The organism is Streptomyces lacrimifluminis (genome assembly GCF_014646095.1).
GTDB lineage: Bacteria > Actinomycetota > Actinomycetes > Streptomycetales > Streptomycetaceae > Streptomyces > Streptomyces lacrimifluminis.
The window spans coordinates 159096-179266 of the sequence record NZ_BMMU01000008.1 but is presented as its reverse complement, the minus strand read 5'-3'; the positions used below and the strand labels follow the sequence as shown (position 1 = coordinate 179266).

Below are 20171 nucleotides of genomic sequence, written 5' to 3'. Positions count from 1 at the left end.
GCATCCCATGACCAGGCGCCACGGTTATGGCCTGCTCGCCGCGATGGTCACGCTCGTCGTGGCCATGTCGGCCGCCATATACGTCGGAGCGACCCTCGACGACGGCAGCCGGCACACCAGGGCCGTCGGCCAGGCCCGAGGCGACTCGGGCAACGACATCGCCCCCGCGTCCACCGGCGCCTGGGTCGGCACCTGGTCCGCCTCCCCGGTCGAGGGCGAGCCCGGCACCGAGGTACAGGGCCTGGCCGGCCGCTCCCTGCGCAACGTCGTACACACGGCGGCCGGGGGTACGAGTGCCCGCGTCACGCTCTCCAACCTCTACGGCAAGCAGCCGCTGACCATCGCCCACGCCTCGATCGCCGTCGCCGCCACCGAGAACAGCGCCGCCGCCGACGCCCGCACCATGCGCCGGCTCACCTTCGGCGGCAGCCCCTCGGTGACCATCGCGCCCGGACGGCAGATCGTGAGCGACGCGGTACGGGTCGCCGTCCCGCGCGACAGCGACGTCCTGGTGACGACGTACTCCGCGGTGCCCTCAGGCCCGGTCACCTACCATCCCCGCGCCCGGCAGATCTCGTACGCCGCCCTGGGCGACCGTACCGAGGACCCGCACGCCACGGCGTACACCGAGCAGACCGAGGCCTGGCGGTACGTCACCGCGCTCGACGTCCTCAGCACCGAGGCCAACGGCACGGTCGTCACCCTCGGCGACTCGCTCACCGCGGGCAGCACCTCGACGGTGGGCGCCAACAGCCGCTGGCCCGACGTCCTCGCCGACCGGCTGCACGCGGCGGCCGAGTCAGGCGCGGACGTGCCCCGCTACAGCGTCGTCAACCAGGGCATAGGCGGCAACCGCGTCCTGCGGGCCGGCGGCAAGGGCACGCCCGCGCCGAACGCGAGCGCTCTGACCCGGTTCGGCCGCGACGCCCTCGGCCGTACGAACGTCAAGGTCGTCGTCATCGACCTGGGCGTCAACGACATCCTGCGCGCCCGCGACCCCCGGACCCTGCGGGCCTCCTCGATCGTCGCCGGACTGCGTGAGCTGGTCGCCGAGGCGCACGGGCGGGGCCTGAGGGTGGTGGGGGCGACGCTGATGCCGTTCGGGGGGTTCCACGGGTACTCGGCGACCACGGAGGCGCTGCGGCAGGCCGTGAACACGGAGATCCGGAGTGGGCGGGTGTTCGACGCGTACGCGGACTTCGACAAGGCGCTGCGGGATCCGTACGACCCTCGGCGGTTCCGGGCGGACTACGACTCCGGGGATCACCTGCACCCGAGTGACAAGGGGTATGCGCGGATGGGTGAGGTGTTCGACCTGGAGGACCTGAAGGGGGCGGCACCGGCTCAGCTTTAGGGGGCTGCGGGGTGCGTTTGGGGGTGCGGGCCGGTGGGGTCCCGTCGCGCCCAGGCAGCGGAGCCGCACCATGCCGCAGCCCCGCGCCTCTGACAGCGCTCAGTCATCGTCCCTGTGCAGCCCACGTTTGTGCATGCCGTGCCGGAACCCGGAGTCCGAGCCGAAACCGGAACCGGAGCCACCGAGCTCCCCCCGGCCCTCCCGCCGCTCCAGATTCTCCTGGCGGCGTTCCTCCCTCAGGCGCTGGCGCTCCGCCTTCGGGATTTTCCGGGTCACGCCCACGCCGCCCCAGAAGGCGAACCCCTGGATGATCACCCGGGGGGCGCCGGGGTCGCCCAGCACCCCCTCCTGGCCGTGGTCGAAGCCGCCCATGACGCCGATGCCGCGCACGACGACCTCGACACCGGGCGGCACGACGACGTCCACGCCTCCCATGATCGCGACACAGTTGATCACCACCTCACGGTCGGCGAAGTTCGCGTCACGCAGGTCGAGTTCCCCGCCGCCCAGGAGCGCCAACGCGTTGAACTGCCGCGGCACCGTCCAGCGCCCCCGGCGCTGGAACCCGCCCAGGATGGCGACACCCCACCGCGAGGAACCCTCACCCCCGACGATCCGGTCCGGCCAACTCCCGCTCCCCACAGGCTGCTTGACCATGCTCACCGCGGGCACACTCACCCCGGCCCCGGGCAGGTCACGGGTGATCGGCGTCAACTCGCCGTACGTACGCGCCTGGTAGGTCGCGTCCAGCCGCTCCTCGAACTCGACCATGTCGAGCCGACCCTCCGCGAGAGCGTCCCGCAGTACCTCGGCGACTCGTTCACGATCGGCGTCGGAAGCGCGCAGCTCCGGAAGGTCGTCCGTCATGCGTCGAAGCCTACGAGGTACCCGCCCGGGAGGCTACGAGGCCGCGCGACCCGACCTCTCGGCCTGCTCGGGCGGGGGTTTGGGGGTGTCCCTCATTGAATGCAGCATTTTCGCGATCACCGCCTCGATGTCCGGCTCCCGCACCGACAGGTCCACCAGCGGATACTCCGCCGCGATCCGCGCGACCAGCGGAGCCGCCGACTCCGACGCCGGGAACGCCAGCCACTGCCGCGGACCCTCCACCCGTACGACCCGCGCCGACGGCACCTCGACCGGCGGCAGTTCGCGCTCCAGGTCCACGACGAGGGTCCGTTCGCTGTCGCCCACCTCGTGCAGGCCGGTCAGCGGGCCGTCGTACATCAGCCGGCCGTGGTCGATGACCATGACCCGCGAACACAACTGCTCGATGTCCTGGAGGTCGTGCGTGGTGAGCAGGACCGTCGTGCCGCGCTCGGCGTTCAGGTCGCGCAGGAACTCGCGCACCCGGGCCTTCGAGATCACGTCCAGGCCGATCGTCGGCTCGTCGAGGTACAGCACCTCCGGGTCGTGCAGCAGGGCCGCCGCGATATCGCCCCGCATCCGCTGACCGAGGGACAGTTGACGGACCGGTACGTCCAACAGGTCGGCCAGTTCGAGAAGTTCGACGCAGCGGTCCAGGTTCTCCCGGTAACGGGCGTCGGGGATGCGGTACATGCGGTGCATCAGCTTGTACGAGTCGATCAGCGGAAGGTCCCACCACAGCGTCGTACGCTGCCCGAACACCACCCCGATGCGCCGCGCGAGACGGGTGCGCTCACGCGACGGGTCGATACCGGCGACGCGCAACCGGCCGCCGCTGGGGGTGAGGATGCCCGTCAGCATCTTGATGGTCGTCGACTTCCCGGCGCCGTTCGGGCCGATGTAACCGACCATCTCCCCGCGCGCCACCCGGAAAGAGATCGAGTCGACCGCCCGCACCTCACGCCGCTCACTGCGCATGAACCCGGTCTTCTTGCGCACGTCGAAGACCTTCTCGACGCCGTCCAGCTCGATGAAGGACTCGTTGAAGGAGTTGTTGCTGAAGGAGTCGTGCGACTCGTCGAAGGAACCGTCCACTTGGCTGTGGCTGTGGCTGTGGCTGTCCACGTGTCTAACTCCCCGTGCTCCGGTACGAACGAAGTCCCGCCCGCCAGGCCAGCCCGGCCAGCGCGCAGCAGCCCGCCGCCACCAGCGGCGGCAGGAACGCCACCCACTCCGGCAGGTCGAGCGGGTAAGGACGGCCCAGCACGTACAGCGCGGGCAGCCAGTTGACGAAGGCCAGCGGGAAGACGAACGTCACCCCGCGCACCAGGTCCTGCGCGAACAGACCCGGCGGATACTGCAGCAGCGTGGCGCCGCCGTACGTGAACGCGTTCTGCACCTCGGAGGCGTCCCGCGCCACGAACTGGAAGGCCGCACCCCCGACGAACACCGCGCAGAAGATCGCCCCGCCGCTGAGCACCATCACCGGCACCAGCAGCACCTTGAGCACCGTCCAGTGGACGTCGTCGAGGGCGAGCAGGGCGTAGCCGAGCACCATCAGACCCTGGGTGATCCGGCCGAGGCGGCGCAGCGCGAACCGGTCCGCGGCGACCTGCGCGAGCACCGGCGCCGGCCGGACGAGCAGCGTGTCCAGGGTGCCGTCACGGACCCGGCGCCCGAGCCGGTCCATCGACCCGACGACGAGGTCGGCGGTCCCGAACGCGATCGCCGACAGCCCGTACAGAAACGCGATCTCGGGCAGCGAGTAGCCGCCGAGCCGGTCGATCTGGGAGAACATCAGCACGATCGCCAGGAAGTCGAGCCCGGTCGCCGCGAAGTTCCCCAGCGTGGTCATCACGAAGGAGGCCCGGTAGGCCATCGTCGACCGGATCCACATCGCGGCGATCATCCGATAGGTCCGTACGCCGTCGAACACCCGCTCCCAGCGACCGAGCGGCCCGTCGTCCCAGTCGTCGCGGGTCCACCGCCCGCCCCGGGCACCGGTCTTCACCGCACCGGCGACACCCACGCCCACGTCACCCACCCTGAACCACCACCCGCCGAGTAGCGACCACCTGCAACAAGCGCCCCGCCCCCAGCAGCGCCACCGCCCACCCGGCCTGGAAGGCGAACGTGCCCAGCAAATCCGCCTCCCCCATCAGGACGTCCGCCGGCGCCTGGATCAGCGCCGCCCACGGCAGGGCCCGTACGACCTCGCCGAGCACCCCCGGGAAGACGTTCAGCGGAAGCACCATGCCCGAGCAGAAGACACCCGCGAGCCACGCCATCTGGGTGATGCCCGCGCCGTCCATCAGCCAGAACGCGGCCAGCGCCACCAGGAACCGGAAGGAGTAGCTGACCAGCACCCCCAGCGCGACCGCGACGAGGAACGCCAGCCAGGTCAGCGGGGAGGCCGGCAGCGACAGGTCGAAGAGCCAGGCGCCGAGCACGAAGGGGATCAGCCCGCGGCCCAGCAGCTGGAACAGGGCCCGGCCCAGGTCCTGGGCCAGCCACCACAGCTGGAGGTCGGCCGGCCGGTACAGGTCGATCGCGATGTCACCCGTACGGATACGCTCGATCAGCTCTTCCTCGAAGCCCGTGCCCATCACGCACATGGTCGTCAACAGCGCCTGGCCGAGCCACACATACGTGAGTGCCTGGGACTGGTCGTACCCTCCGAGGTGCGGTCTCTCGTCCCACAGGGCGATGTACGTGTAGGCGAGGATCACGCCGAAGACCGTGTTGGTGAACACCCCCGCCAGCGTGGCCGCCCGATAGGTGGCATACCGTCGGAAACCCCCCGCCGCGACGGCCGCGTACAACCGCCCAGAACCCACGACACCAGCCTTCCCCAACGCGTCCGGACCGAAGCGCAGGAGCCTAGCCCTCACTCCTGTCCGCCCGCCACGCGTTTTCGGGCAGGAAGCGTGCCGGGGTCGGGGAACTGATCGCCGGGTGCGACAGTCTTCAAGAGGGGGCGCAGAAAACGTTTGAAGTGGTGAATGAGGTCGTACGGGAACGTACGACGCGAAACAGGAGTCCGTGCACGACATGAGCGACCAGCCAGAGCCGCAGCAGCCGACGCAGGGCTCGGCACCCAGAGAACCCGATGTACGGCCCGACGCGCAGTCCGACGTGCGGCCCGACGCGAAACCCGAACAGACCGTCGCGCAGGCCGAACAAACCGTCGTGCAACCCGTCGTACGAGCCGACGTGCGGCCCGACGCGGCGGAGAGCGGGAATCACGAGGAACCCGAGGAGGCCAAGAAGGCTAAGAAGGCCAAGCGTCCCCGGCGTGCCGGATGGCGGCGGCTGGTCCCGACCTGGCGGCTCGTGCTCGGCACGTTCGTGCTCGGGGTCCTGCTGGTCATCGGCATGTTCGCGCTCGGCTACTACATGGTGAACATCCCGGCGGCGAACGCGGCGGCCACCAAGCAGAGCAACATCTACCTCTACGCCGACGGCAGCCAGCTCGCCCGCGACGGCGAGGTCAACCGGGAGAACGTGACGCTGGCGCAGATCTCCAAGGACGCCCAGCACGCCGTACTGGCCGCCGAGGACCGCGACTTCTACACCGAGTCCGCCGTCGACCCCAAGGCGATGATCCGCGCCGCCTGGAACACCGTGACCGGCAAGGGCAAGCAGTCCGGCTCGACCATCACCCAGCAGTACGTGAAGAACTACTACCTCGCGCAGGAACAGACCGTCACCCGAAAGGTGAAGGAGTTCTTCATCTCCATCAAGCTGGACCGGATGAAGACCAAGGACCAGATCCTTGAGGGCTACCTCAACACCAGCTACGCCGGCCGCAACTCGTACGGCCTCCAGGCCGCCGCCCAGGCCTACTACGGCGTCGACGCCGTCGACCTGACCGCCGGCCAGGGCGCCTACCTCGCCGCACTGCTGAACGCGCCGAGCGAGTACGACGTGATCGCCCACCCCGAGAACAGGCCCGCCGCGCTCGCCCGCTGGAACTACGTCCTCGACGGCATGGTCAAGAAGGACTGGCTGACGCAGTCCGAGCGGAACGCCATCACCTTCCCCGAGCCGAAGCAGTCGATCGTCTCGACGGGCATGTCCGGGCAGCGCGGCTACCTGGTCAAGGCGGTCGACGACTACCTCTTCGACAACAAGATCCTCACCGAGGACGAACTCCAGGCCGGCGGCTACCGCATCACCACCACCCTGCAGAAGCCCAAGCAGGACGCCTTCGTGAAGGCGGTCAACGACAAGGTGATGAAGAAGCTCGACAAGAAGAACAACAAGGTCGACACCTACGTCCGCGCGGGCGGCGTCGCCATCGACCCCGCCTCCGGCAAGGTCCTCGCGATGTACGGCGGCATCGACTACACCAAGCAGTACGTCAACAACGCCACGCGCCGCGACTACCAGGACGGCTCCACCTTCAAGCCGTTCGTGTTCACCGCCGCCGTCCAGAACGGCTCGGTGACCCAGGACGGCCAGAAGATCACCCCGAACACGTACTACGACGGCACCAACAAGCGCCCGGTCGAGGGCTGGAACGGCGGGGAGTACGCCCCCGAGAACGAGGACCAGTACTCGTACGGCGACGTCACCGTCCGCACGGCGACGAACAAGTCCGTGAACGCGGTGTACGCGCAGATGGCCGTGGACGTGGGCCCCGCGAAGGTCAAGCAGACGGCGATCGACCTCGGCCTGCCGTCCGACACCCCCGACCTCAACCCGTACCCGTCCATCGCGCTCGGCACGTCGACGGCCAGCGTCCTCGACATGACGGAGGCGTACGCCACGCTCGCCAACCACGGCAGGCACGGCACGTACACGATCATCGAGAAGATCACGAAGGACGGCGAGGAGGGCGCGGTGACCCTCCCCAGGCAGAAGACCAAGCAGGTCGTGTCGCGGGAGGCCGCCGACACGACAACGGCGGTCCTGCAGAGCGTGGTGGAGGAGGGCACGGCGACGGCGGCCCAGGAGGCCGACCGCCCGGTGGCCGGCAAGACCGGCACGGCCGAGGAGGACACCGCGGCCTGGTTCGCGGGCTACACCCCCGACCTCGCGACGGTCGTCTCGGTCATGGGCCAGGACCCGGTCACCGGCAAGCACAAGTCGCTGTACGGCGCGATGGGCCTCGACCGCATCAACGGCGGCGGCGCCCCCGCCGAAATCTGGGCCCAGTTCACGAAGGACGCCCTGAAGGGCAAGCAGGCGAAGGAGTTCGACCTCCAGCTCCAGGAGGGCGCCGACGAACAGCAGCTCCCGCCCGCAGACCCGCAGCCCGACCCCGGCACGGACGCCGGCCAGGACAACGGCGGCACCACGGACGGCGGCGGCCAGGAAACCCCGGGCGCGACGACCGGTCCGACCACCGGGGGCACACCGACGACCGGCGGCACGACGACGGACGGGACCACCGCCACGGGCGGCACGACGACGACCGGCGGCACGACGGACACCGGCGGGACCACCACCACAGGCGGTACGACGGACACCGGCGGCACGACGACGGACGGCGGCACCACCGACACCGGGGGCACCACGACCGACGGCGGGACCACCGACAACGGCGGCACGACGGACTCGGGCGGCACCACGGGAGGGACGCCGCCGGGGACGACGATCGGCGCGCTGAGCACGTCGAGACGGGACTGACACGGCGCCGTCACTGAAACGCAGGTAAAAGGGGCTGGTGACCATGGTCACCAGCCCCTTTTACCTGCGTTTCAGAGGTACGAGACGCAGGGTGTGTCTCAGAGATACAGGCCGGTCGAGTCCTCGGAGCCCTCGAACCGGTCCGCCGCGACGGCATGCAGATCGCGCTCACGCATCAGCACGTAGGCGACCCCGCGCACCTCGACCTCGGCAAGGTCCTCCGGGTCGTACAGAACACGGTCGCCCGGTCCCACCGTCCGTACGTTCTGCCCGACCGCGACGACCTCCGCCCAGGCCAGCCGCCGCCCGACGGCCGCCGTGGCGGGAATCAGGATGCCGCCGCCGGAACGCCGCTCGCCCTCGCCGGCATCCTGCCGCACGAGCACACGGTCGTGCAGCATCCGGATCGGCAGCTTGTCGTGATGGGTGCTCTGCTCATTGTTTTTGGCGCTCACACTCCGAACCTACCCGCCTCTTCAGCCCTTGCGCCGCCGGGTGCCGAGAGCGAGCAGCCCGACCAGCCCCACGACCACCAGGGCGACGGGCACGATCCGCTCGATCCGGGGCGCCCCGTTCTCGTCGACGAACTGTCCCTTGACGTCTCCGACGACGCGGTTGACGCCGACATAGGCGCGCCCGAGGGTGTGATCGACGCTGGAGACGACCTTGGCCTTGGCGTCGCCGACGATCGTCTTCGGGTGCACCCGCACCCCGATCTCGTCGAGCGTCTCGGCCAGCGTCTCGCGACGACGCCTGATGTCCGCCTCGATCTGCGCCGGGGTTCTGCTGCTGTCCGAGGTGTCCGCCACCGTACGCCCTCCGAAGTCCGCTGGATGCATTGCTCCGGACAGTCTGTCAGTTCCACCTCGGCCCGCACTGTCAGCACCCCCGGTTAGGCTCGGACCCGGCACCTTTCCAGGCCGCACGAGGACGTACGAGGAGATCAGACGGATGAGCGAGCGACTCCAGCCCGGTGATGTGGCCCCGGCCTTCACCCTGCCCGACGCCGACGGCAACGAGGTGTCGCTGGCCGACCACAAGGGCCGCAAGGTCATCGTCTACTTCTACCCGGCCGCCCTCACCCCCGGCTGCACCAAGCAGGCCTGCGACTTCACGGACAACCTCGACGTCCTCGCCGGCGCGGGATACGACGTGATCGGCATCTCCCCCGACAAGCCGGAGAAGCTCGCGAAGTTCCGCGAGAAGGAGAACCTGAAGGTCACCCTCCTCGGCGACACGGACAAGACGGTCCTGGAGGCCTACGGCGCCTTCGGCGAGAAGATGAACTACGGCAAGACGTACGTCGGCGTCATCCGCTCCACGATCATCGTGGACGAGGAGGGCAAGGTCGAACGGGCCCTGTACAACGTCCGGGCGACGGGCCACGTGGCGAAGATCATCAAGGACCTGGGCGTCTGAGGCCCCGCTTCCGCCGCTCAGCGGGGTCGGGCCCGAGTGGCTCGGTAAGCCCATGACGCTGGAAGTCGACCACATCAACGGCGACTGGAGCGACGACCGGCGCGAGAACCTGCGGTTGCTCTGCCCCAACTGCCACGCGATCACCAGCACCTGGCGCAGAGGAGGCCGTCGACACTCCGCGTAGCAATCGCCGCTCGACCGGTACCATGGCGGCATACGCGGCCGTGTCGTAACTGGCAGCCGAGCGGCGCTTAGAACGCCGTGGGCGAAAGCCCGTGTGGGTTCGAATCCCATCGGCCGCACGCGCACAAGAGGGGCTGCCCAACCGGGCGGCCCCTCTCTCGCACCTCAGCCCAACAACTCCCGAACCACCGGCACCAACCCCCGGAACGCCTGCCCCCGATGGCTGATCGCGTTCTTCTCCGCAGCGCTCAATTGCGCGCACGTCCGCGTGTCACCCTCCGGCTGGAGGATCGGGTCGTAGCCGAAGCCGCCCGAACCCTCCGGAGCGTGCCGCAGTACGCCCCTCATCCGGCCCTCGACCACTCGCTCCGTGCCGTCCGGCAGGGCCAGGGCCGCCGCGCAGGCGAAGTGGGCGCCGCGGTGTTCGTCCGCGATGTCCGACAACTGGGCCAGGAGCAGGTTCAGGTTGGCCTGGTCGTCGCCGTGGCGTCCCGACCAGCGGGCCGAGAAGATGCCGGGGGCGCCGTTCAGGACGTCGACGCACAGGCCCGAGTCGTCGGCCACCGCCGGGAGGCCTGTTGCCTGGGCGAGGGCGTGGGCCTTGAGGAGGGCGTTCTCCGCGAAGGTGACGCCTGTTTCCTTGACGTCGGGGATGTCGGGGTAGGCCTCCGCGCCGACCAGGTCCATGGGGAGGGCCGCGTCGGCGAGGATCTGCCTCAGCTCGGTGATCTTTCCGGCGTTGCGGGTGGCGAGGATCAGGCGTGTCATGTCGTCCAGTATCCCGGGCTCACCCGACCCGTTTCACTGCCTCACCCTCACCCTCGGCCTCTCACGCCGTTTACGACGGTGACGACGGTTACGACGGTTACGACGGTTACGACGTGCAGACCTTCGTCAGTTCGCCCGCCGCGTCCGTGACGCCGCTGATGTCCGGGGTCGCGTCGCCCTTGTCGAGTGCCGTACGGACGTTGTCCACGGCCGCGTTGAGGTTGTCGACCGCCTTGTTGACGTCGGCGTTGTCCGTCTTGTCGCCGATGTCGGTGAGGTTCTTGTCGATCGACTCCAGGGCCTCGGAGGCCTGCGTCGGGTCGTTCGCCGCGTTCTCCACGGCCTGCTGAAGGTCGCCGACGCTGGTGGCGATGGCGTCGGCGGTCTGGACACAGTCCAGGGCCTTGTTGACGGCGTCGCATCCGGTGGTGAGCCCGGCGGTCAGCGCGACGGCCGCCACGGTGGCGGCGATTGCGGTGACACGACGCCCCTTTCCGAGTCCTCGTGCGGTGCGGATTCGGCGGCTGACGGGCATGGTTCGGGTTCCCTCCGTTTGACGGTGACTGATCGGGCGTACGGCGTTGTTCCGTACGCCCGGGTTCCGCGTATGAGTGCGCATCTCTGGAGACGCGGTGGAGCAGTCGCGCGGTTGCCCGCGAGCGCCACCTTATTTGGTGTGCCCTTTACCTTTCCAGGGGGGCGTCCAGCGCCTTGCGCTGGAGTGCCGTCAGATCCGAGCAGCCGGCGACCGCGAGGTCGAGGAGGGAGTTGAGCTCGTCGCGGGCGAAGGGTTCGGCTTCGGCGGTGCCCTGGACCTCGACGAAGCGGCCGTCGCCGGTGCAGACGACGTTCATGTCGGTCTCCGCGCGTACGTCCTCCTCGTAGCAGAGGTCGAGGAGCGGCACCCCGTCCACGATGCCCACCGACACCGCGCTCACCGTGCCCGTGAGGGGTTGGCGGCCGGCCCGGATCAGCTTCTTGCCCTGTGCCCAGGCGATCGCGTCGGCGAGGGCGACGTACGCGCCGGTGATGGCGGCGGTGCGGGTGCCGCCATCGGCCTGGAGGACGTCGCAGTCGAGGACGATCGTGTTCTCGCCGAGCGCCTTGTAGTCGATGACGGCGCGCAGGGAGCGGCCGATGAGGCGGCTGATCTCGTGCGTACGGCCGCCGATCTTGCCGCGGACGGATTCGCGGTCACCGCGGCTGTTGGTGGCGCGCGGGAGCATCGAGTACTCGGCGGTGACCCAGCCCTCGCCGCTGCCCTTGCGCCAGCGCGGGACGCCCTCGGTGACGGAGGCGGTGCAGAAGACCTTCGTGTCGCCGAAGGAGACGAGGACGGAGCCCTCGGCGTGCTTGCTCCACCCGCGTTCGATGGTGACGGGGCGGAGTTGTTCGGGGGTGCGGCCGTCGATACGTGACATGGCGACGAGCCTAGCCGTAACGGCGGAAGGGGCCCTTCCCGTACGGGGAATGGGCCCCTCAGGCACGAACACCCGCACTGGGCACGGGAGTTCGGTTCCGGGTCAGATCCGGGTCGAATCCGGGGTCTACATCATGTCTTCGATGTCCGCCGCGATCGGGTCGGCGTCCGTGCCGATGACGACCTGGATCGCGGTGCCCATCTTGACGACGCCGTGGGCGCCGGCAGCCTTCAGGGCGGCGTCGTCGACCAGCGAGGCGTCGACGACCTCGCAGCGCAGCCGGGTGATGCAGCCCTCGACCTCTTCGATGTTGTCGAGGCCGCCGAGGCCGGCGACGATCTTCTCTGCCTTGGTGGACATGTCGTACTCCCTGGTCCGAGCCGCTTTGTCGCAGTAACCCACAGGTGACCGATCTTCGCGAGCGGTCTGCGCGCCGTCCGCGCACGTTCGCGACTGGTCTACACCAGTCTGCATCCGTTGTGAAATCGTGGGTTCCTTATGCGGCCTTCACCGTGCTACAACATGGTCTACACCACTGACTGGTGTAGACCATGTTCCACCCGTTGGAGGAAGTATGAGCACCGCCACCACCGCGGCGGTCCCCGCGAAGAAGAGGGGATCCGGCCTGATCCAGGGCCTGCAGAAGGTCGGCCGCAGCCTGCAGTTGCCGATCGCCGTACTTCCGGCGGCGGGACTTCTGCTCCGGCTCGGCCAGGCGGACTCCCAGGAGAGGTTCCACATCCCCGCCGATGTGGCGAAGGTGTTCGCCGGAGCCGGCGGCGCCCTGTTGGACGGTTCCTTCGGTCTGCCCCTGCTGTTCTGCATAGGCGTGGCCATCGGCTTCGCGAAGAAGTCCGACGGCTCGACGGCGCTGGCCGCCGTGGTCGGATTCCTTACCTACTACGCGGTGATCCACCAGTACCCGATCAAGGACGGCCACGAGGGCGCCACCTACACGGGGACCGGACTCGGCGGCGGCTTCTGGCAGAAGGGCAACGAGGCCGCGCAGGCCGCGACCTTCCAGAACCCGGGCGTGCTCGGCGGCATCATCCTCGGCCTGCTCACGGCCCTGCTGTGGCAGCGCTTCCACCGCACCAGGCTCGTCGACTGGCTCGGTTTCTTCAACGGCCGCCGGCTTGTTCCGATCATCACGGCCGCCCTCGGTACCGTGCTCGGTGTTCTGGTCGTCCTGGGCTGGCAGCCCATCGGTGAGGTCATCACCAGTTTCGGCGAGTGGATGACCGGTCTGGGTTCCTTCGGTGCCGCTCTCTTCGGCCTCATCAACCGCGCGCTGATCCCGATCGGCATGCACCAGTTCGTGAACTCGGTGGCCTGGTTCCAGATCGGCGACTTCACCGACTCCGCCGGCACGGTCTTCCACGGCGACCTGCCGCGCTTCTTCGGCGGCGACCCGTCCGCCGGAATGTTCATGACCGGCTTCTTCCCGATCATGATGTTCGGTCTGCCGGCCGCCGCCCTGGCGATCGCGCACTCCGCCCGCCCCGAGCGTCGCAAGGCCGTGCTGGGCATGATGATGTCGATGGCGCTGACCTCGTTCGTCACAGGTGTCACCGAGCCGATCGAGTTCACCTTCATGTTCATCGCCCCGGTGCTGTACGCCATCCACGCGGTCCTCACCGCGATCTCGATGGCCGTGACCTGGGCCCTGGGCATGCACATGGGCTTCAGCTTCTCGGCCGGCTTCATCGACGTCTTCATCAACTGGGGCATCTCCACCAAGCCCTGGCTGCTGATTCCCGTCGGCCTGGTCTTCGGCGCGATCTACTACGTCGTCTTCCGCTTCGCCATCACCAGGTTCAACCTCCCCACCCCCGGCCGCGAACCCGATGAGGAGGTCGAGGATCTCACCAAGGCGTGAGAGCCCGGCCGTACGGCAACGCAAGGCACTGCACCGCATGACGAGGGCCCCGGAACCCGAGAAGGAGTCGGTTCCGGGGCCCTCGTGCGCTTATATCAACGCCTGTGAACGTCTACGACGCGTCAGATCTCGTACGACGCCCGCGGCGCCGCCAGCTCCACCGGCCCCCTGAACTCCTCGCGGGCGTCGGACAGGTTCACCTGCGGGTCGGTCCACGGGGGGATGTGGGTCAGGACGAGCTTGCGCGCGCCCGCGCGTTTCGCCGTCTGGCCTGCCTCGCGGCCGTTGAGGTGGAGGTCCGGGATGTTCTCCTTGCCGTGCGTGAACGCGGCCTCGCAGAGGAACAGGTCGGTGTTCCGGGCGAGTTGCTCCAGCGTCTCGCTGACGCCGGTGTCCCCCGAGTACGTCAGCGACTTCCCGGCGTGTTCGATGCGGATGCCGTACGCCTCCACCGGGTGGCGCACCCGCTCGGTGTGGACGGTGAAGGGGCCGATGTCGAAGGTGCTCGGCTTGACCGTGTGGAAGTCGAAGACCTCGCTCATGGAGGAGGCGGTGGGGGTGTCGGCGTAGGCGGTGGTGAGGCGGTGTTCGGTGCCCTCGGGGCCGTAGACCGGGATCGGGTCGCAGCGCCCGCCGTCGTGGCGGTAGTACCGGGCGACGAAGTACGCGCACATGTCGATGCAGTGGTCGGCGTGCAGATGGCTGAGAAAGATCGCGTCGAGGTCGTAGAGACCGCAGTGGCGCTGCAACTCGCCAAGGGCACCGTTGCCCATGTCGAGGAGCAGCCGGAAGCCGTCGGCCTCTACGAGGTAGCTCGAACAGGCCGATTCCGCGGACGGGAACGACCCCGAGCAGCCGACGACGGTGAGCTTCATAAAGCAGAAACCTCCGCGGGCGGGGAGCGTCAAAACGAACGTGACGGGGTTCTTGCGGTGCGTCGAGCGTAAGGCGCAAAACCTCCCGTCGCTCCTCCGCCAAGGGCTGTTGTGGGCGAACTCACCTGTGCTGTCACCGGTTCGGCTGGACGGGAAGCGCCGGTAGCGCGGGCGGCGCGGGGAGTGCGCCGGTACCGTCTTCCGTATGGACACGTCATGGTGGCTCGCCCTGGCGGCCGTCGTGCTGCTCGCGCTGGTCGCGGCGCTGGTGGACGGCTGGGGACGCGGGCATCGGCCCCGAAGGCGCGGGCGCGGAGGCAGGCCGCCGGGGCGGGCCGAGGGGCCGAAAGGGCAGCGAGGGCGGGCTGCGCGGCCCCAGCCTGCGGAGATCTGGTGGGCGAACGTGCCCTTCGAGGACGGGCCTGGCGGCAAGGACCGGCCGTGTCTGGTGCTCGCGGTGCGGGGGCGGCGTGCGACCGTCGCGAAGATCACCAGCAAGTACCACGACGAGCGGCCCGGTGTGATTCCGCTGCCGCCGGGTGCCGTGGGCGACGCCCAGGGCCGGCCGAGCTTCCTGGAGACGGACGAGCTGCGTGACCTGCCCGTGGGCGAGTTCCGGCGGCGGGTGGGGGTGGTGGACCCGGCCCTGTGGGACCAGGTCCGACACCTCGCCCCGTAGTGCGGACCGGCCTGTGATCGGCCTGTCGGTGCCTTACCGCCGTGCTGCCTTACCGCCGTCCTGCCGTACGACTGCCGTACGGCCTTACGCCCAGAGCTGGCCCTGCAGGGTCTCGATGGCTTCCTCTGTCGTGGCCGCCGTGTAGACGCCTGTCGAGAGGTATTTCCAGCCACCGTCGGCGACGACGAAGACGATGTCCGCGCTCTCGCCGGCCTTGACGGCCTTGTTGCCGACGCCGATCGCGGCGTGCAGCGCGGCGCCGGTGGAGACGCCCGCGAAGATGCCCTCCTGCTGGAGGAGTTCCCGGGTGCGGGTGACCGCGTCCGCCGAGCCGACGGAGAAGCGGGTGGTGAGGACGGAGGCGTCGTACAGCTCGGGTACGAAGCCCTCGTCGAGGTTGCGCAGGCCGTACACCAGGTCGTCGTAGCGCGGCTCGGCGGCGACGATCTTCACGTCGGGCTTGTGCTCGCGGAGGTAGCGGCCGACGCCCATCAGGGTGCCCGTGGTGCCGAGGCCGGCCACGAAGTGGGTGATGGAGGGGAGATCGGTGAGGATCTCCGGGCCGGTGCCTGCGTAGTGGGCGCCCGCGTTGTCGGGGTTGCCGTACTGGTAGAGCATCACCCAGTCCGGGTGCTCGGCGGCGAGCTCCTTGGCGACCCGTACGGCCGTGTTGGAGCCGCCGGCGGCGGGGCTGGGGATGATCTCGGCGCCCCACATGGCGAGCAGTTCGCGCCGTTCCTGCGAGGTGTTCTCGGGCATCACGCAGACCATGCGGTAGCCCTTGAGCTTGGCGGCCATGGCGAGCGAGATGCCGGTGTTGCCGGAGGTCGGTTCGAGGATCGTGCAGCCGGGGGTGAGCCGGCCGTCCTTCTCGGCCTGCTCGACCATGTGCAGGGCGGGGCGGTCCTTGACCGAGCCGGTGGGGTTGCGGTCCTCCAGCTTCGCCCAGATCCGTACGTCGGCGGACGGCGACAGCCGCGGCAGGCGCACCAGGGGGGTGTTGCCTACCGCGGCCAGCGGCGAGTCGTAGCGCATGGGTGCCAGGGGCCGATCAGGCCATGCCGCCGGCCACGGCCGGCAGGATGGTCACGGTGTCGCCGTCGGCGAGCTTGGTGTTGATGCCGTCGAGGAAGCGGACGTCCTCGTCGTTGAGGTAGACGTTGACGAAGCGGCGCAGCTGGCCGTCCTTCTCCTCGTCCACGATGCGGGCCTTGACGCCCGTGTGCCGGGTCTCGAGGTCGGCGAAGAGCTCGGCGAGGGTGTCGCCGGCACCGGTGACGGCCTTCTCGCCGTCGGTGTAGGTGCGGAGGATGGTCGGGATGCGGACCTCGATGGCCATGGCTCGGGGCTCCTGTCGGGAGTGGTAGGTCGATGGGCGCGCGGCGGCGCGAAATGCCGGTTGATGCAGGTCGTGCATGTGAGGCGCCGCGGCTCACGGCCGTACGGCGGCAGGGGGCAGCATCAACAGATGGCGCTGGCCAGCCTGCACAGGTCGACGTGCAGCCGCGCCACGAGCAGCGGGGTGCCCGGCGTCTTCTCGCTCACGTCGTAGGAAACCATGGGCTCATCGTATCGATTCCCGGTCCGGATTCCGGAGCCCTGTCCCGCATTCTGGACGTTTTCGGGCCGCCAGGTGAGATCAGCAGGTCGTGGCGGCTGTCAGTACGCCGCTACGACGGTGACCTCTTCCTCCGTGACCTCGCCCTCGACGATCCGGAACGAGCGGAACTGGAATTCTCCCAGGCCGTCCGTGTCGGCCGTGGAGACGAGGACGTAGTGGGCGCCGGGCTCGTTGGCGTAGGAGATGTCGGTGCGGGAGGGGTGGGCCTCGGTCGCCGTGTGGGAGTGGTAGATGATCACCGGCTCCTCGTCGCGGTCGTCCATCTCGCGGTAGAGCTTCAGCAGGTCGCCGGAGTCGAACTCGTAGAACGTGGGCGACATGGCCGCGTTCAGCATCGGGATGAAGCGCTCGGGGCGGTCCGTGCCCGCCGGTCCGGCGACGACTCCGCACGCCTCGTCGGGGTGGTCCTTGCGCGCGTGGGCGACGATCTGGTCGACGAGGGCCTGGGTGATGGTCAGCATGCTGGCCAGGATAAGCAGCCCGGACAGACGGATGGGCCGTCCTGTACCAAGGCGTGGTACGGGACGGCCCACATGTCGGAATCTGTTCGGCCGACGTTCAGCCGCGCGCCGCGACCTTCGGGTTGCGGGCCTTCAGGAGCGCCCAGCCGATGCCGAGGGCGGCGGCCCAGCCGGCCATGACGTAGAGGCAGACGCGGGAGTCGGCGTCGTACGCGATGAGGCCGGTGACGAAGAGGAGGAAGACGATGGCGATCCAGCTGCACACCGAGCCGCCCGGCGCCGGGAAGGACGAGGCGGGCAGGCGGCCCGCGACGACGCCCCGGCGGTAGAGGACGTGGCTGATCAGGATCATCAGCCAGGTCCAGATGCCGGCGGCGGTGGCGACGGACATGACGTAGCCGAAGGCCTTCTCCGGGACGACGTAGTTGAGGACGACGCCGATGCCCATGAAGGCGACGGAGAGGGCGATGCCGAAGGCCGGGGTCTTCGTCGTCGACAGCCTGCCGAAGATCCTGGGGGCCTCGCCGTTGTCCGCGAGGGTGCGGAGCATGCGGCCCGTCGAGTACATGCCCGAGTTGCAGGAGGAGAGGGCGGCGGTGAGGACGACGAAGTTGACGATGCCGGCGCCCGCCGGGATGCCGATCTTCGCGAACGCCTCGACGAACGGGCTGACGCCGGGGGCGAACTCGGTCCACTTCACGACGCAGAGGATGACGGTGAGGGCGCCGACGTAGAAGAGGGCGATGCGCCACGGGAGGGTGTTGATCGCCTTGGGGAGGGTCTTCTCGGGGTTCTCGGACTCGCCGGCCGTGACGCCGACCAGTTCGACGGCGAGGTAGGCGAACATCACGCCCTGGAGGGTCATCAGGGACGAGCCGACGCCCTTGGGGAAGAAGCCGTCGAAGGCCCACAGGTTGGAGACGGCGGCGGTGTCACCGGCGGAGCTGAAGCCGAAGGTGAGGACGCCGAGGCCGATCACGATCATGCCTATGAGGGCGGTGACCTTGACCATCGAGAACCAGAACTCCAGTTCGCCGAAGACCTTCACGGAGATCAGGTTCAGGCCGAAGAGGATCACCAGGAAGACCAGGGCCGTCACCCACCGGGGGACGCCGGGGGCCCAGTAGTTGACGTAGATGGCGGCGGCCGTCAGCTCGGCCATGCCGGTGACCACCCACATCAGCCAGTAGGTCCAGCCGGTGAAGTAGCCGAAGAACGGGCCGAGGAACTCCCGTGAGTACTCGGCGAAGGAACCCGAGACCGGGCGGTAGAGGAGCAGTTCGCCGAGGGCCCGCATGATGAAGAAGACGATCACGCCGGCCAGGGCGTACATGAAGATGAGGCTGGGGCCGGCCTTGGCGATGTTCGCCCCGGCGCCCAGGAAGAGGCCGACGCCGATGGCGCCGCCGATCGCGATCATCTGGACCTGGCGGCTGCCGAGCCCGCGCTCGTATCCCTCTTCGGACTGTGCGGATCCCGCGGACTCCACGGATGTCTTCTCCGAGTCGCCGTCGACCTGAGCGGAGGTCATGTGGTGCGCCTTTCTCCTCGGTCCCCCCGGACTGGTGAGCGTGAAGATCTATCACGACGGCGTTAAGGGGCACCGGGGCGAGTTGTGGCGCACACCACAGGGAGAAGCGGTCAAACGGCACACGGAAGGGACACAGCCGACGGCGGCGGTAATGCGATCGTTATCCGGATTTGAGCGTCCTCTGAGCGAACACAGAACCCTCACACATGAGGGCAAAGCCGTCGGATCTCACGCCGTTCTCCCGCCAGGTTCACGGCATGAGCGTGGAGACGAGCGTCTCCTGCAACCCGCCCAGCCAGAGGTACGCCATCACCATCGGCTTGCGCGGGTCCTCGTCCGGCAGCCGGTAGAGGAGGTCGGCGTCCTCCTCGTCGACGACGTCCAGCCGGGAGCCGATCGCGAGACGCAGGTCGTTGAGCGTGCCGAGCCACTGCTGGGACTCCTCGCGCGCCAGTTTGAGCACCGCGCCCCCGTCACCGGCCGGCGTCAGCGCGTCCAGTGAGCGGATCACCGTGAGGGCGCTCTCCCGCTTGCCGGTCCGCAGGTCGTTCTCGGTGAACCGGCGGAACTCGGCGGAGTACTCCCGCTGCTCCTCGGCCTTGCCGGGCGACGACGGTACGTCGACGGGGTCGCTGTAGGCGTCCGGGAACAGGCGCCTGAGCACCGGGTCGGAGGGCGGTTCGCTCGGACCCTCGGCGAACAGCTCGGCGAGCGGGTCGCCGGATGCGTCCTCGGCGGGGCCGGGGCCGATCAGCTCCAGGAGCTGCACGGCCAGCGACCGGATGATGGAGATCTCGACGTCGTCGAGCGCGACGGCGGCGCCGCCGCCGGGGAGCGGTTCGAAGTGTCCTGGCACTAGGGGGTGTCCTCTGGGTCAGATCGGCAGTGGCGCCGAGTGCGTTGGTGGCCGACCCGAGCGGGGTCCGGTGCGTGCAGCTGCAAGGCGGAGGAGGGAGTCGACGCGATGGGGCCCCGGTCGGGCGAAGTCGAGAGTGGGGGAGTCGGCGAGTGACGACAACGCGGCTGGGGGTCCCCCCTCTGGGGGAGTGCGTGCCGGGCCCCGCGACGCCGGACTGACCCAGAGGACACCCCCTCAGGTGGTTCGCTACTTCCGGTCCTGCTGGAGGGTGGCCCACAGGCCGTAGCCGTGCATCGCCTGGACGTCGCGTTCCATCTCCTCGCGACTGCCGCTGGAGACGACGGCCCGGCCCTTGTGGTGGACGTCCATCATGAGCTTGGTGGCCTTGTCCTTCGGGTAGCCGAAGTACGTCTGGAAGACGTAGGTCACATAGCTCATGAGGTTGACCGGGTCGTTGTGGACGATGGTGACCCACGGGACGTCGGGCTCGGGTACGGCGAAGGCCTCCTCCGCCGACTCGGTGCGTTCGATCTCTACGGGAGCGGGTGACGTCACACGGCCCATGCTGCCACCAGAAGGGGGTCACGGGCCAAACGGAGCCCGGACGAGGCCCGGTCCGG

At 69.1% G+C, this 20171-nt stretch carries 23 protein-coding genes, 1 tRNA gene and 1 pseudogene; 7 read left to right on the top strand and 18 right to left on the bottom strand.

The annotated features are described in order from the left end of the window. Nucleotides 1-7 precede the first annotated feature (7 nt). Nucleotides 8-1354, top strand: a complete 1347-nt coding sequence (locus IEY89_RS14990; RefSeq protein WP_189147865.1) for an SGNH/GDSL hydrolase family protein — start codon at nt 8-10, stop codon at nt 1352-1354. Nucleotides 1355-1453: 99 nt separating this feature from the next. Here IEY89_RS14990 and IEY89_RS14985 read toward each other — a convergent pair whose 3' ends face one another. Genes IEY89_RS14985 through IEY89_RS14970 form a run of 4 tightly spaced genes read right to left on the bottom strand, consistent with a single transcriptional unit; the run spans nt 1454 to nt 5058 of the window. After that, entirely contained in the window at nt 1454-2221 is a 768-nt protein-coding gene (locus tag IEY89_RS14985; RefSeq protein WP_189147864.1) for a DUF1707 SHOCT-like domain-containing protein, read from the bottom strand. Between the two features lie 33 nt (nt 2222-2254). After that, complete coding sequence (locus IEY89_RS14980) at nt 2255-3316, bottom strand: ABC transporter ATP-binding protein (protein ID WP_189147957.1); 1062 nt, start codon at nt 3314-3316, stop codon at nt 2255-2257. A gap of 34 nt (nt 3317-3350) precedes the next feature. Beyond that, nucleotides 3351-4232: an ABC transporter permease gene (locus tag IEY89_RS14975; protein ID WP_229695242.1), complete on the bottom strand. Its 882-nt coding sequence runs from the start codon at nt 4230-4232 to the stop codon at nt 3351-3353. A gap of 25 nt (nt 4233-4257) precedes the next feature. Then, complete coding sequence (locus IEY89_RS14970) at nt 4258-5058, bottom strand: ABC transporter permease (protein ID WP_189147863.1); 801 nt, start codon at nt 5056-5058, stop codon at nt 4258-4260. Between the two features lie 214 nt (nt 5059-5272). Here IEY89_RS14970 and IEY89_RS14965 point away from each other — a divergent pair, with 214 nt between their 5' ends. Beyond that, entirely contained in the window at nt 5273-7855 is a 2583-nt protein-coding gene (locus IEY89_RS14965) for a transglycosylase domain-containing protein (RefSeq protein WP_229695233.1), read from the top strand. 98 nt (nt 7856-7953) lie between these two features. Here the strand turns inward: IEY89_RS14965 and IEY89_RS14960 are convergent, their stop codons facing one another. Beyond that, nucleotides 7954-8310 (bottom strand): GroES family chaperonin, encoded by a 357-nt coding sequence (locus IEY89_RS14960; protein WP_189147862.1) that lies wholly within the window; start codon nt 8308-8310, stop codon nt 7954-7956. A gap of 21 nt (nt 8311-8331) precedes the next feature. Further along, nucleotides 8332-8664, bottom strand: a complete 333-nt coding sequence (locus IEY89_RS14955; protein WP_189147861.1) for a DUF3618 domain-containing protein — start codon at nt 8662-8664, stop codon at nt 8332-8334. A 142-nt stretch (nt 8665-8806) separates the two neighbouring features. On the opposite strand from IEY89_RS14955, the gene bcp reads away from it, so the two are divergent. The 3 genes and pseudogenes from bcp to IEY89_RS14940 all read left to right on the top strand — a co-directional run bounded on the left by bcp (nt 8807) and on the right by IEY89_RS14940 (nt 9576). After that, a complete protein-coding gene (bcp, locus tag IEY89_RS14950; RefSeq protein ID WP_189147860.1) occupies nt 8807-9274 on the top strand; it encodes a thioredoxin-dependent thiol peroxidase in 468 nt (155 codons plus the stop codon). A 22-nt stretch (nt 9275-9296) separates the two neighbouring features. Then, nucleotides 9297-9458 (top strand): annotated as a pseudogene (locus IEY89_RS14945) (HNH endonuclease); the annotation flags it as partial. Between the two features lie 34 nt (nt 9459-9492). After that, a tRNA-Leu gene (locus IEY89_RS14940) sits at nt 9493-9576 on the top strand. 46 nt (nt 9577-9622) lie between these two features. On the opposite strand, the gene rdgB is transcribed toward IEY89_RS14940, so the two are convergent. The 4 genes from rdgB to IEY89_RS14920 all read right to left on the bottom strand — a co-directional run bounded on the left by rdgB (nt 9623) and on the right by IEY89_RS14920 (nt 12120). Further along, entirely contained in the window at nt 9623-10225 is a 603-nt protein-coding gene (gene rdgB / locus IEY89_RS14935; RefSeq protein WP_189147859.1) for an RdgB/HAM1 family non-canonical purine NTP pyrophosphatase, read from the bottom strand. Nucleotides 10226-10331: 106 nt separating this feature from the next. Further along, nucleotides 10332-10760, bottom strand: a complete 429-nt coding sequence (locus IEY89_RS14930; RefSeq protein WP_189147858.1) for a hypothetical protein — start codon at nt 10758-10760, stop codon at nt 10332-10334. Between the two features lie 148 nt (nt 10761-10908). Further along, nucleotides 10909-11646: a ribonuclease PH gene (rph, locus tag IEY89_RS14925; RefSeq protein WP_189147857.1), complete on the bottom strand. Its 738-nt coding sequence runs from the start codon at nt 11644-11646 to the stop codon at nt 10909-10911. A gap of 126 nt (nt 11647-11772) precedes the next feature. Beyond that, entirely contained in the window at nt 11773-12120 is a 348-nt protein-coding gene (locus IEY89_RS14920; protein WP_308437435.1) for a PTS sugar transporter subunit IIB, read from the bottom strand. A 100-nt stretch (nt 12121-12220) separates the two neighbouring features. Between IEY89_RS14920 and IEY89_RS14915 the strand changes: the two genes are divergently transcribed. Further along, nucleotides 12221-13525, top strand: coding sequence for a PTS transporter subunit EIIC (locus tag IEY89_RS14915; RefSeq protein ID WP_189147855.1), 1305 nt, complete (start codon nt 12221-12223; stop codon nt 13523-13525). A 122-nt stretch (nt 13526-13647) separates the two neighbouring features. Here the strand turns inward: IEY89_RS14915 and IEY89_RS14910 are convergent, their stop codons facing one another. Next, nucleotides 13648-14400, bottom strand: a complete 753-nt coding sequence (locus tag IEY89_RS14910; protein WP_189147854.1) for an MBL fold metallo-hydrolase — start codon at nt 14398-14400, stop codon at nt 13648-13650. Nucleotides 14401-14605: 205 nt separating this feature from the next. Here IEY89_RS14910 and IEY89_RS14905 point away from each other — a divergent pair, with 205 nt between their 5' ends. Then, entirely contained in the window at nt 14606-15079 is a 474-nt protein-coding gene (locus tag IEY89_RS14905; RefSeq protein WP_189147853.1) for a type II toxin-antitoxin system PemK/MazF family toxin, read from the top strand. A gap of 84 nt (nt 15080-15163) precedes the next feature. Here the strand turns inward: IEY89_RS14905 and IEY89_RS14900 are convergent, their stop codons facing one another. The 7 genes from IEY89_RS14900 to clpS form a co-directional block, all read right to left on the bottom strand. After that, nucleotides 15164-16114: a PLP-dependent cysteine synthase family protein gene (locus IEY89_RS14900; protein ID WP_053741584.1), complete on the bottom strand. Its 951-nt coding sequence runs from the start codon at nt 16112-16114 to the stop codon at nt 15164-15166. A 16-nt stretch (nt 16115-16130) separates the two neighbouring features. After that, complete coding sequence (locus IEY89_RS14895; RefSeq protein WP_189147852.1) at nt 16131-16418, bottom strand: MoaD/ThiS family protein; 288 nt, start codon at nt 16416-16418, stop codon at nt 16131-16133. A gap of 122 nt (nt 16419-16540) precedes the next feature. Next, the gene (locus IEY89_RS41915) at nt 16541-16639 is read right to left on the bottom strand and encodes a putative leader peptide (RefSeq protein ID WP_107090850.1); all 99 of its coding nucleotides are present in this window, start codon (nt 16637-16639) and stop codon (nt 16541-16543) included. 99 nt (nt 16640-16738) lie between these two features. Then, nucleotides 16739-17161 (bottom strand): M67 family metallopeptidase, encoded by a 423-nt coding sequence (locus IEY89_RS14890; RefSeq protein WP_189147851.1) that lies wholly within the window; start codon nt 17159-17161, stop codon nt 16739-16741. Nucleotides 17162-17258: 97 nt separating this feature from the next. Further along, the gene (locus IEY89_RS14885; protein WP_189147850.1) at nt 17259-18692 is read right to left on the bottom strand and encodes an amino acid permease; all 1434 of its coding nucleotides are present in this window, start codon (nt 18690-18692) and stop codon (nt 17259-17261) included. Nucleotides 18693-18942: 250 nt separating this feature from the next. Continuing rightward, the gene (locus tag IEY89_RS14880) at nt 18943-19548 is read right to left on the bottom strand and encodes a DUF2017 domain-containing protein (RefSeq protein WP_189147849.1); all 606 of its coding nucleotides are present in this window, start codon (nt 19546-19548) and stop codon (nt 18943-18945) included. Nucleotides 19549-19797: 249 nt separating this feature from the next. Continuing rightward, on the bottom strand, nt 19798-20115 hold the full coding sequence (gene clpS / locus IEY89_RS14875) for an ATP-dependent Clp protease adapter ClpS (protein ID WP_189147848.1): 318 nt from the start codon (nt 20113-20115) through the stop codon (nt 19798-19800). Nucleotides 20116-20171 lie beyond the last annotated feature (56 nt).

What these genes read in the sequence shown, in the direction of transcription:
- clpS (WP_189147848.1), bottom strand. Translation starts at nt 20,115, where the DNA reads ATGGGCCGTGTGACGTCACCCGCTCCCGTAGAGATCGAACGCACCGAG.
- IEY89_RS14895 (WP_189147852.1), bottom strand. Translation starts at nt 16,418, where the DNA reads ATGGCCATCGAGGTCCGCATCCCGACCATCCTCCGCACCTACACCGAC.
- IEY89_RS14885 (WP_189147850.1), bottom strand. Translation starts at nt 18,692, where the DNA reads ATGACCTCCGCTCAGGTCGACGGCGACTCGGAGAAGACATCCGTGGAG.
- IEY89_RS14910 (WP_189147854.1), bottom strand. Translation starts at nt 14,400, where the DNA reads ATGAAGCTCACCGTCGTCGGCTGCTCGGGGTCGTTCCCGTCCGCGGAA.
- IEY89_RS14915 (WP_189147855.1), top strand. Translation starts at nt 12,221, where the DNA reads ATGAGCACCGCCACCACCGCGGCGGTCCCCGCGAAGAAGAGGGGATCC.
- IEY89_RS14900 (WP_053741584.1), bottom strand. Translation starts at nt 16,114, where the DNA reads ATGCGCTACGACTCGCCGCTGGCCGCGGTAGGCAACACCCCCCTGGTG.
- bcp (WP_189147860.1), top strand. Translation starts at nt 8,807, where the DNA reads ATGAGCGAGCGACTCCAGCCCGGTGATGTGGCCCCGGCCTTCACCCTG.
- IEY89_RS14920 (WP_308437435.1), bottom strand. Translation starts at nt 12,120, where the DNA reads ATGCAGACTGGTGTAGACCAGTCGCGAACGTGCGCGGACGGCGCGCAG.
- IEY89_RS14990 (WP_189147865.1), top strand. Translation starts at nt 8, where the DNA reads ATGACCAGGCGCCACGGTTATGGCCTGCTCGCCGCGATGGTCACGCTC.
- IEY89_RS14965 (WP_229695233.1), top strand. Translation starts at nt 5,273, where the DNA reads ATGAGCGACCAGCCAGAGCCGCAGCAGCCGACGCAGGGCTCGGCACCC.
- IEY89_RS14985 (WP_189147864.1), bottom strand. Translation starts at nt 2,221, where the DNA reads ATGACGGACGACCTTCCGGAGCTGCGCGCTTCCGACGCCGATCGTGAA.
- IEY89_RS14905 (WP_189147853.1), top strand. Translation starts at nt 14,606, where the DNA reads ATGGACACGTCATGGTGGCTCGCCCTGGCGGCCGTCGTGCTGCTCGCG.
- IEY89_RS14930 (WP_189147858.1), bottom strand. Translation starts at nt 10,760, where the DNA reads ATGCCCGTCAGCCGCCGAATCCGCACCGCACGAGGACTCGGAAAGGGG.
- IEY89_RS41915 (WP_107090850.1), bottom strand. Translation starts at nt 16,639, where the DNA reads ATGGTTTCCTACGACGTGAGCGAGAAGACGCCGGGCACCCCGCTGCTC.
- rph (WP_189147857.1), bottom strand. Translation starts at nt 11,646, where the DNA reads ATGTCACGTATCGACGGCCGCACCCCCGAACAACTCCGCCCCGTCACC.
- IEY89_RS14890 (WP_189147851.1), bottom strand. Translation starts at nt 17,161, where the DNA reads ATGCTGACCATCACCCAGGCCCTCGTCGACCAGATCGTCGCCCACGCG.
- rdgB (WP_189147859.1), bottom strand. Translation starts at nt 10,225, where the DNA reads ATGACACGCCTGATCCTCGCCACCCGCAACGCCGGAAAGATCACCGAG.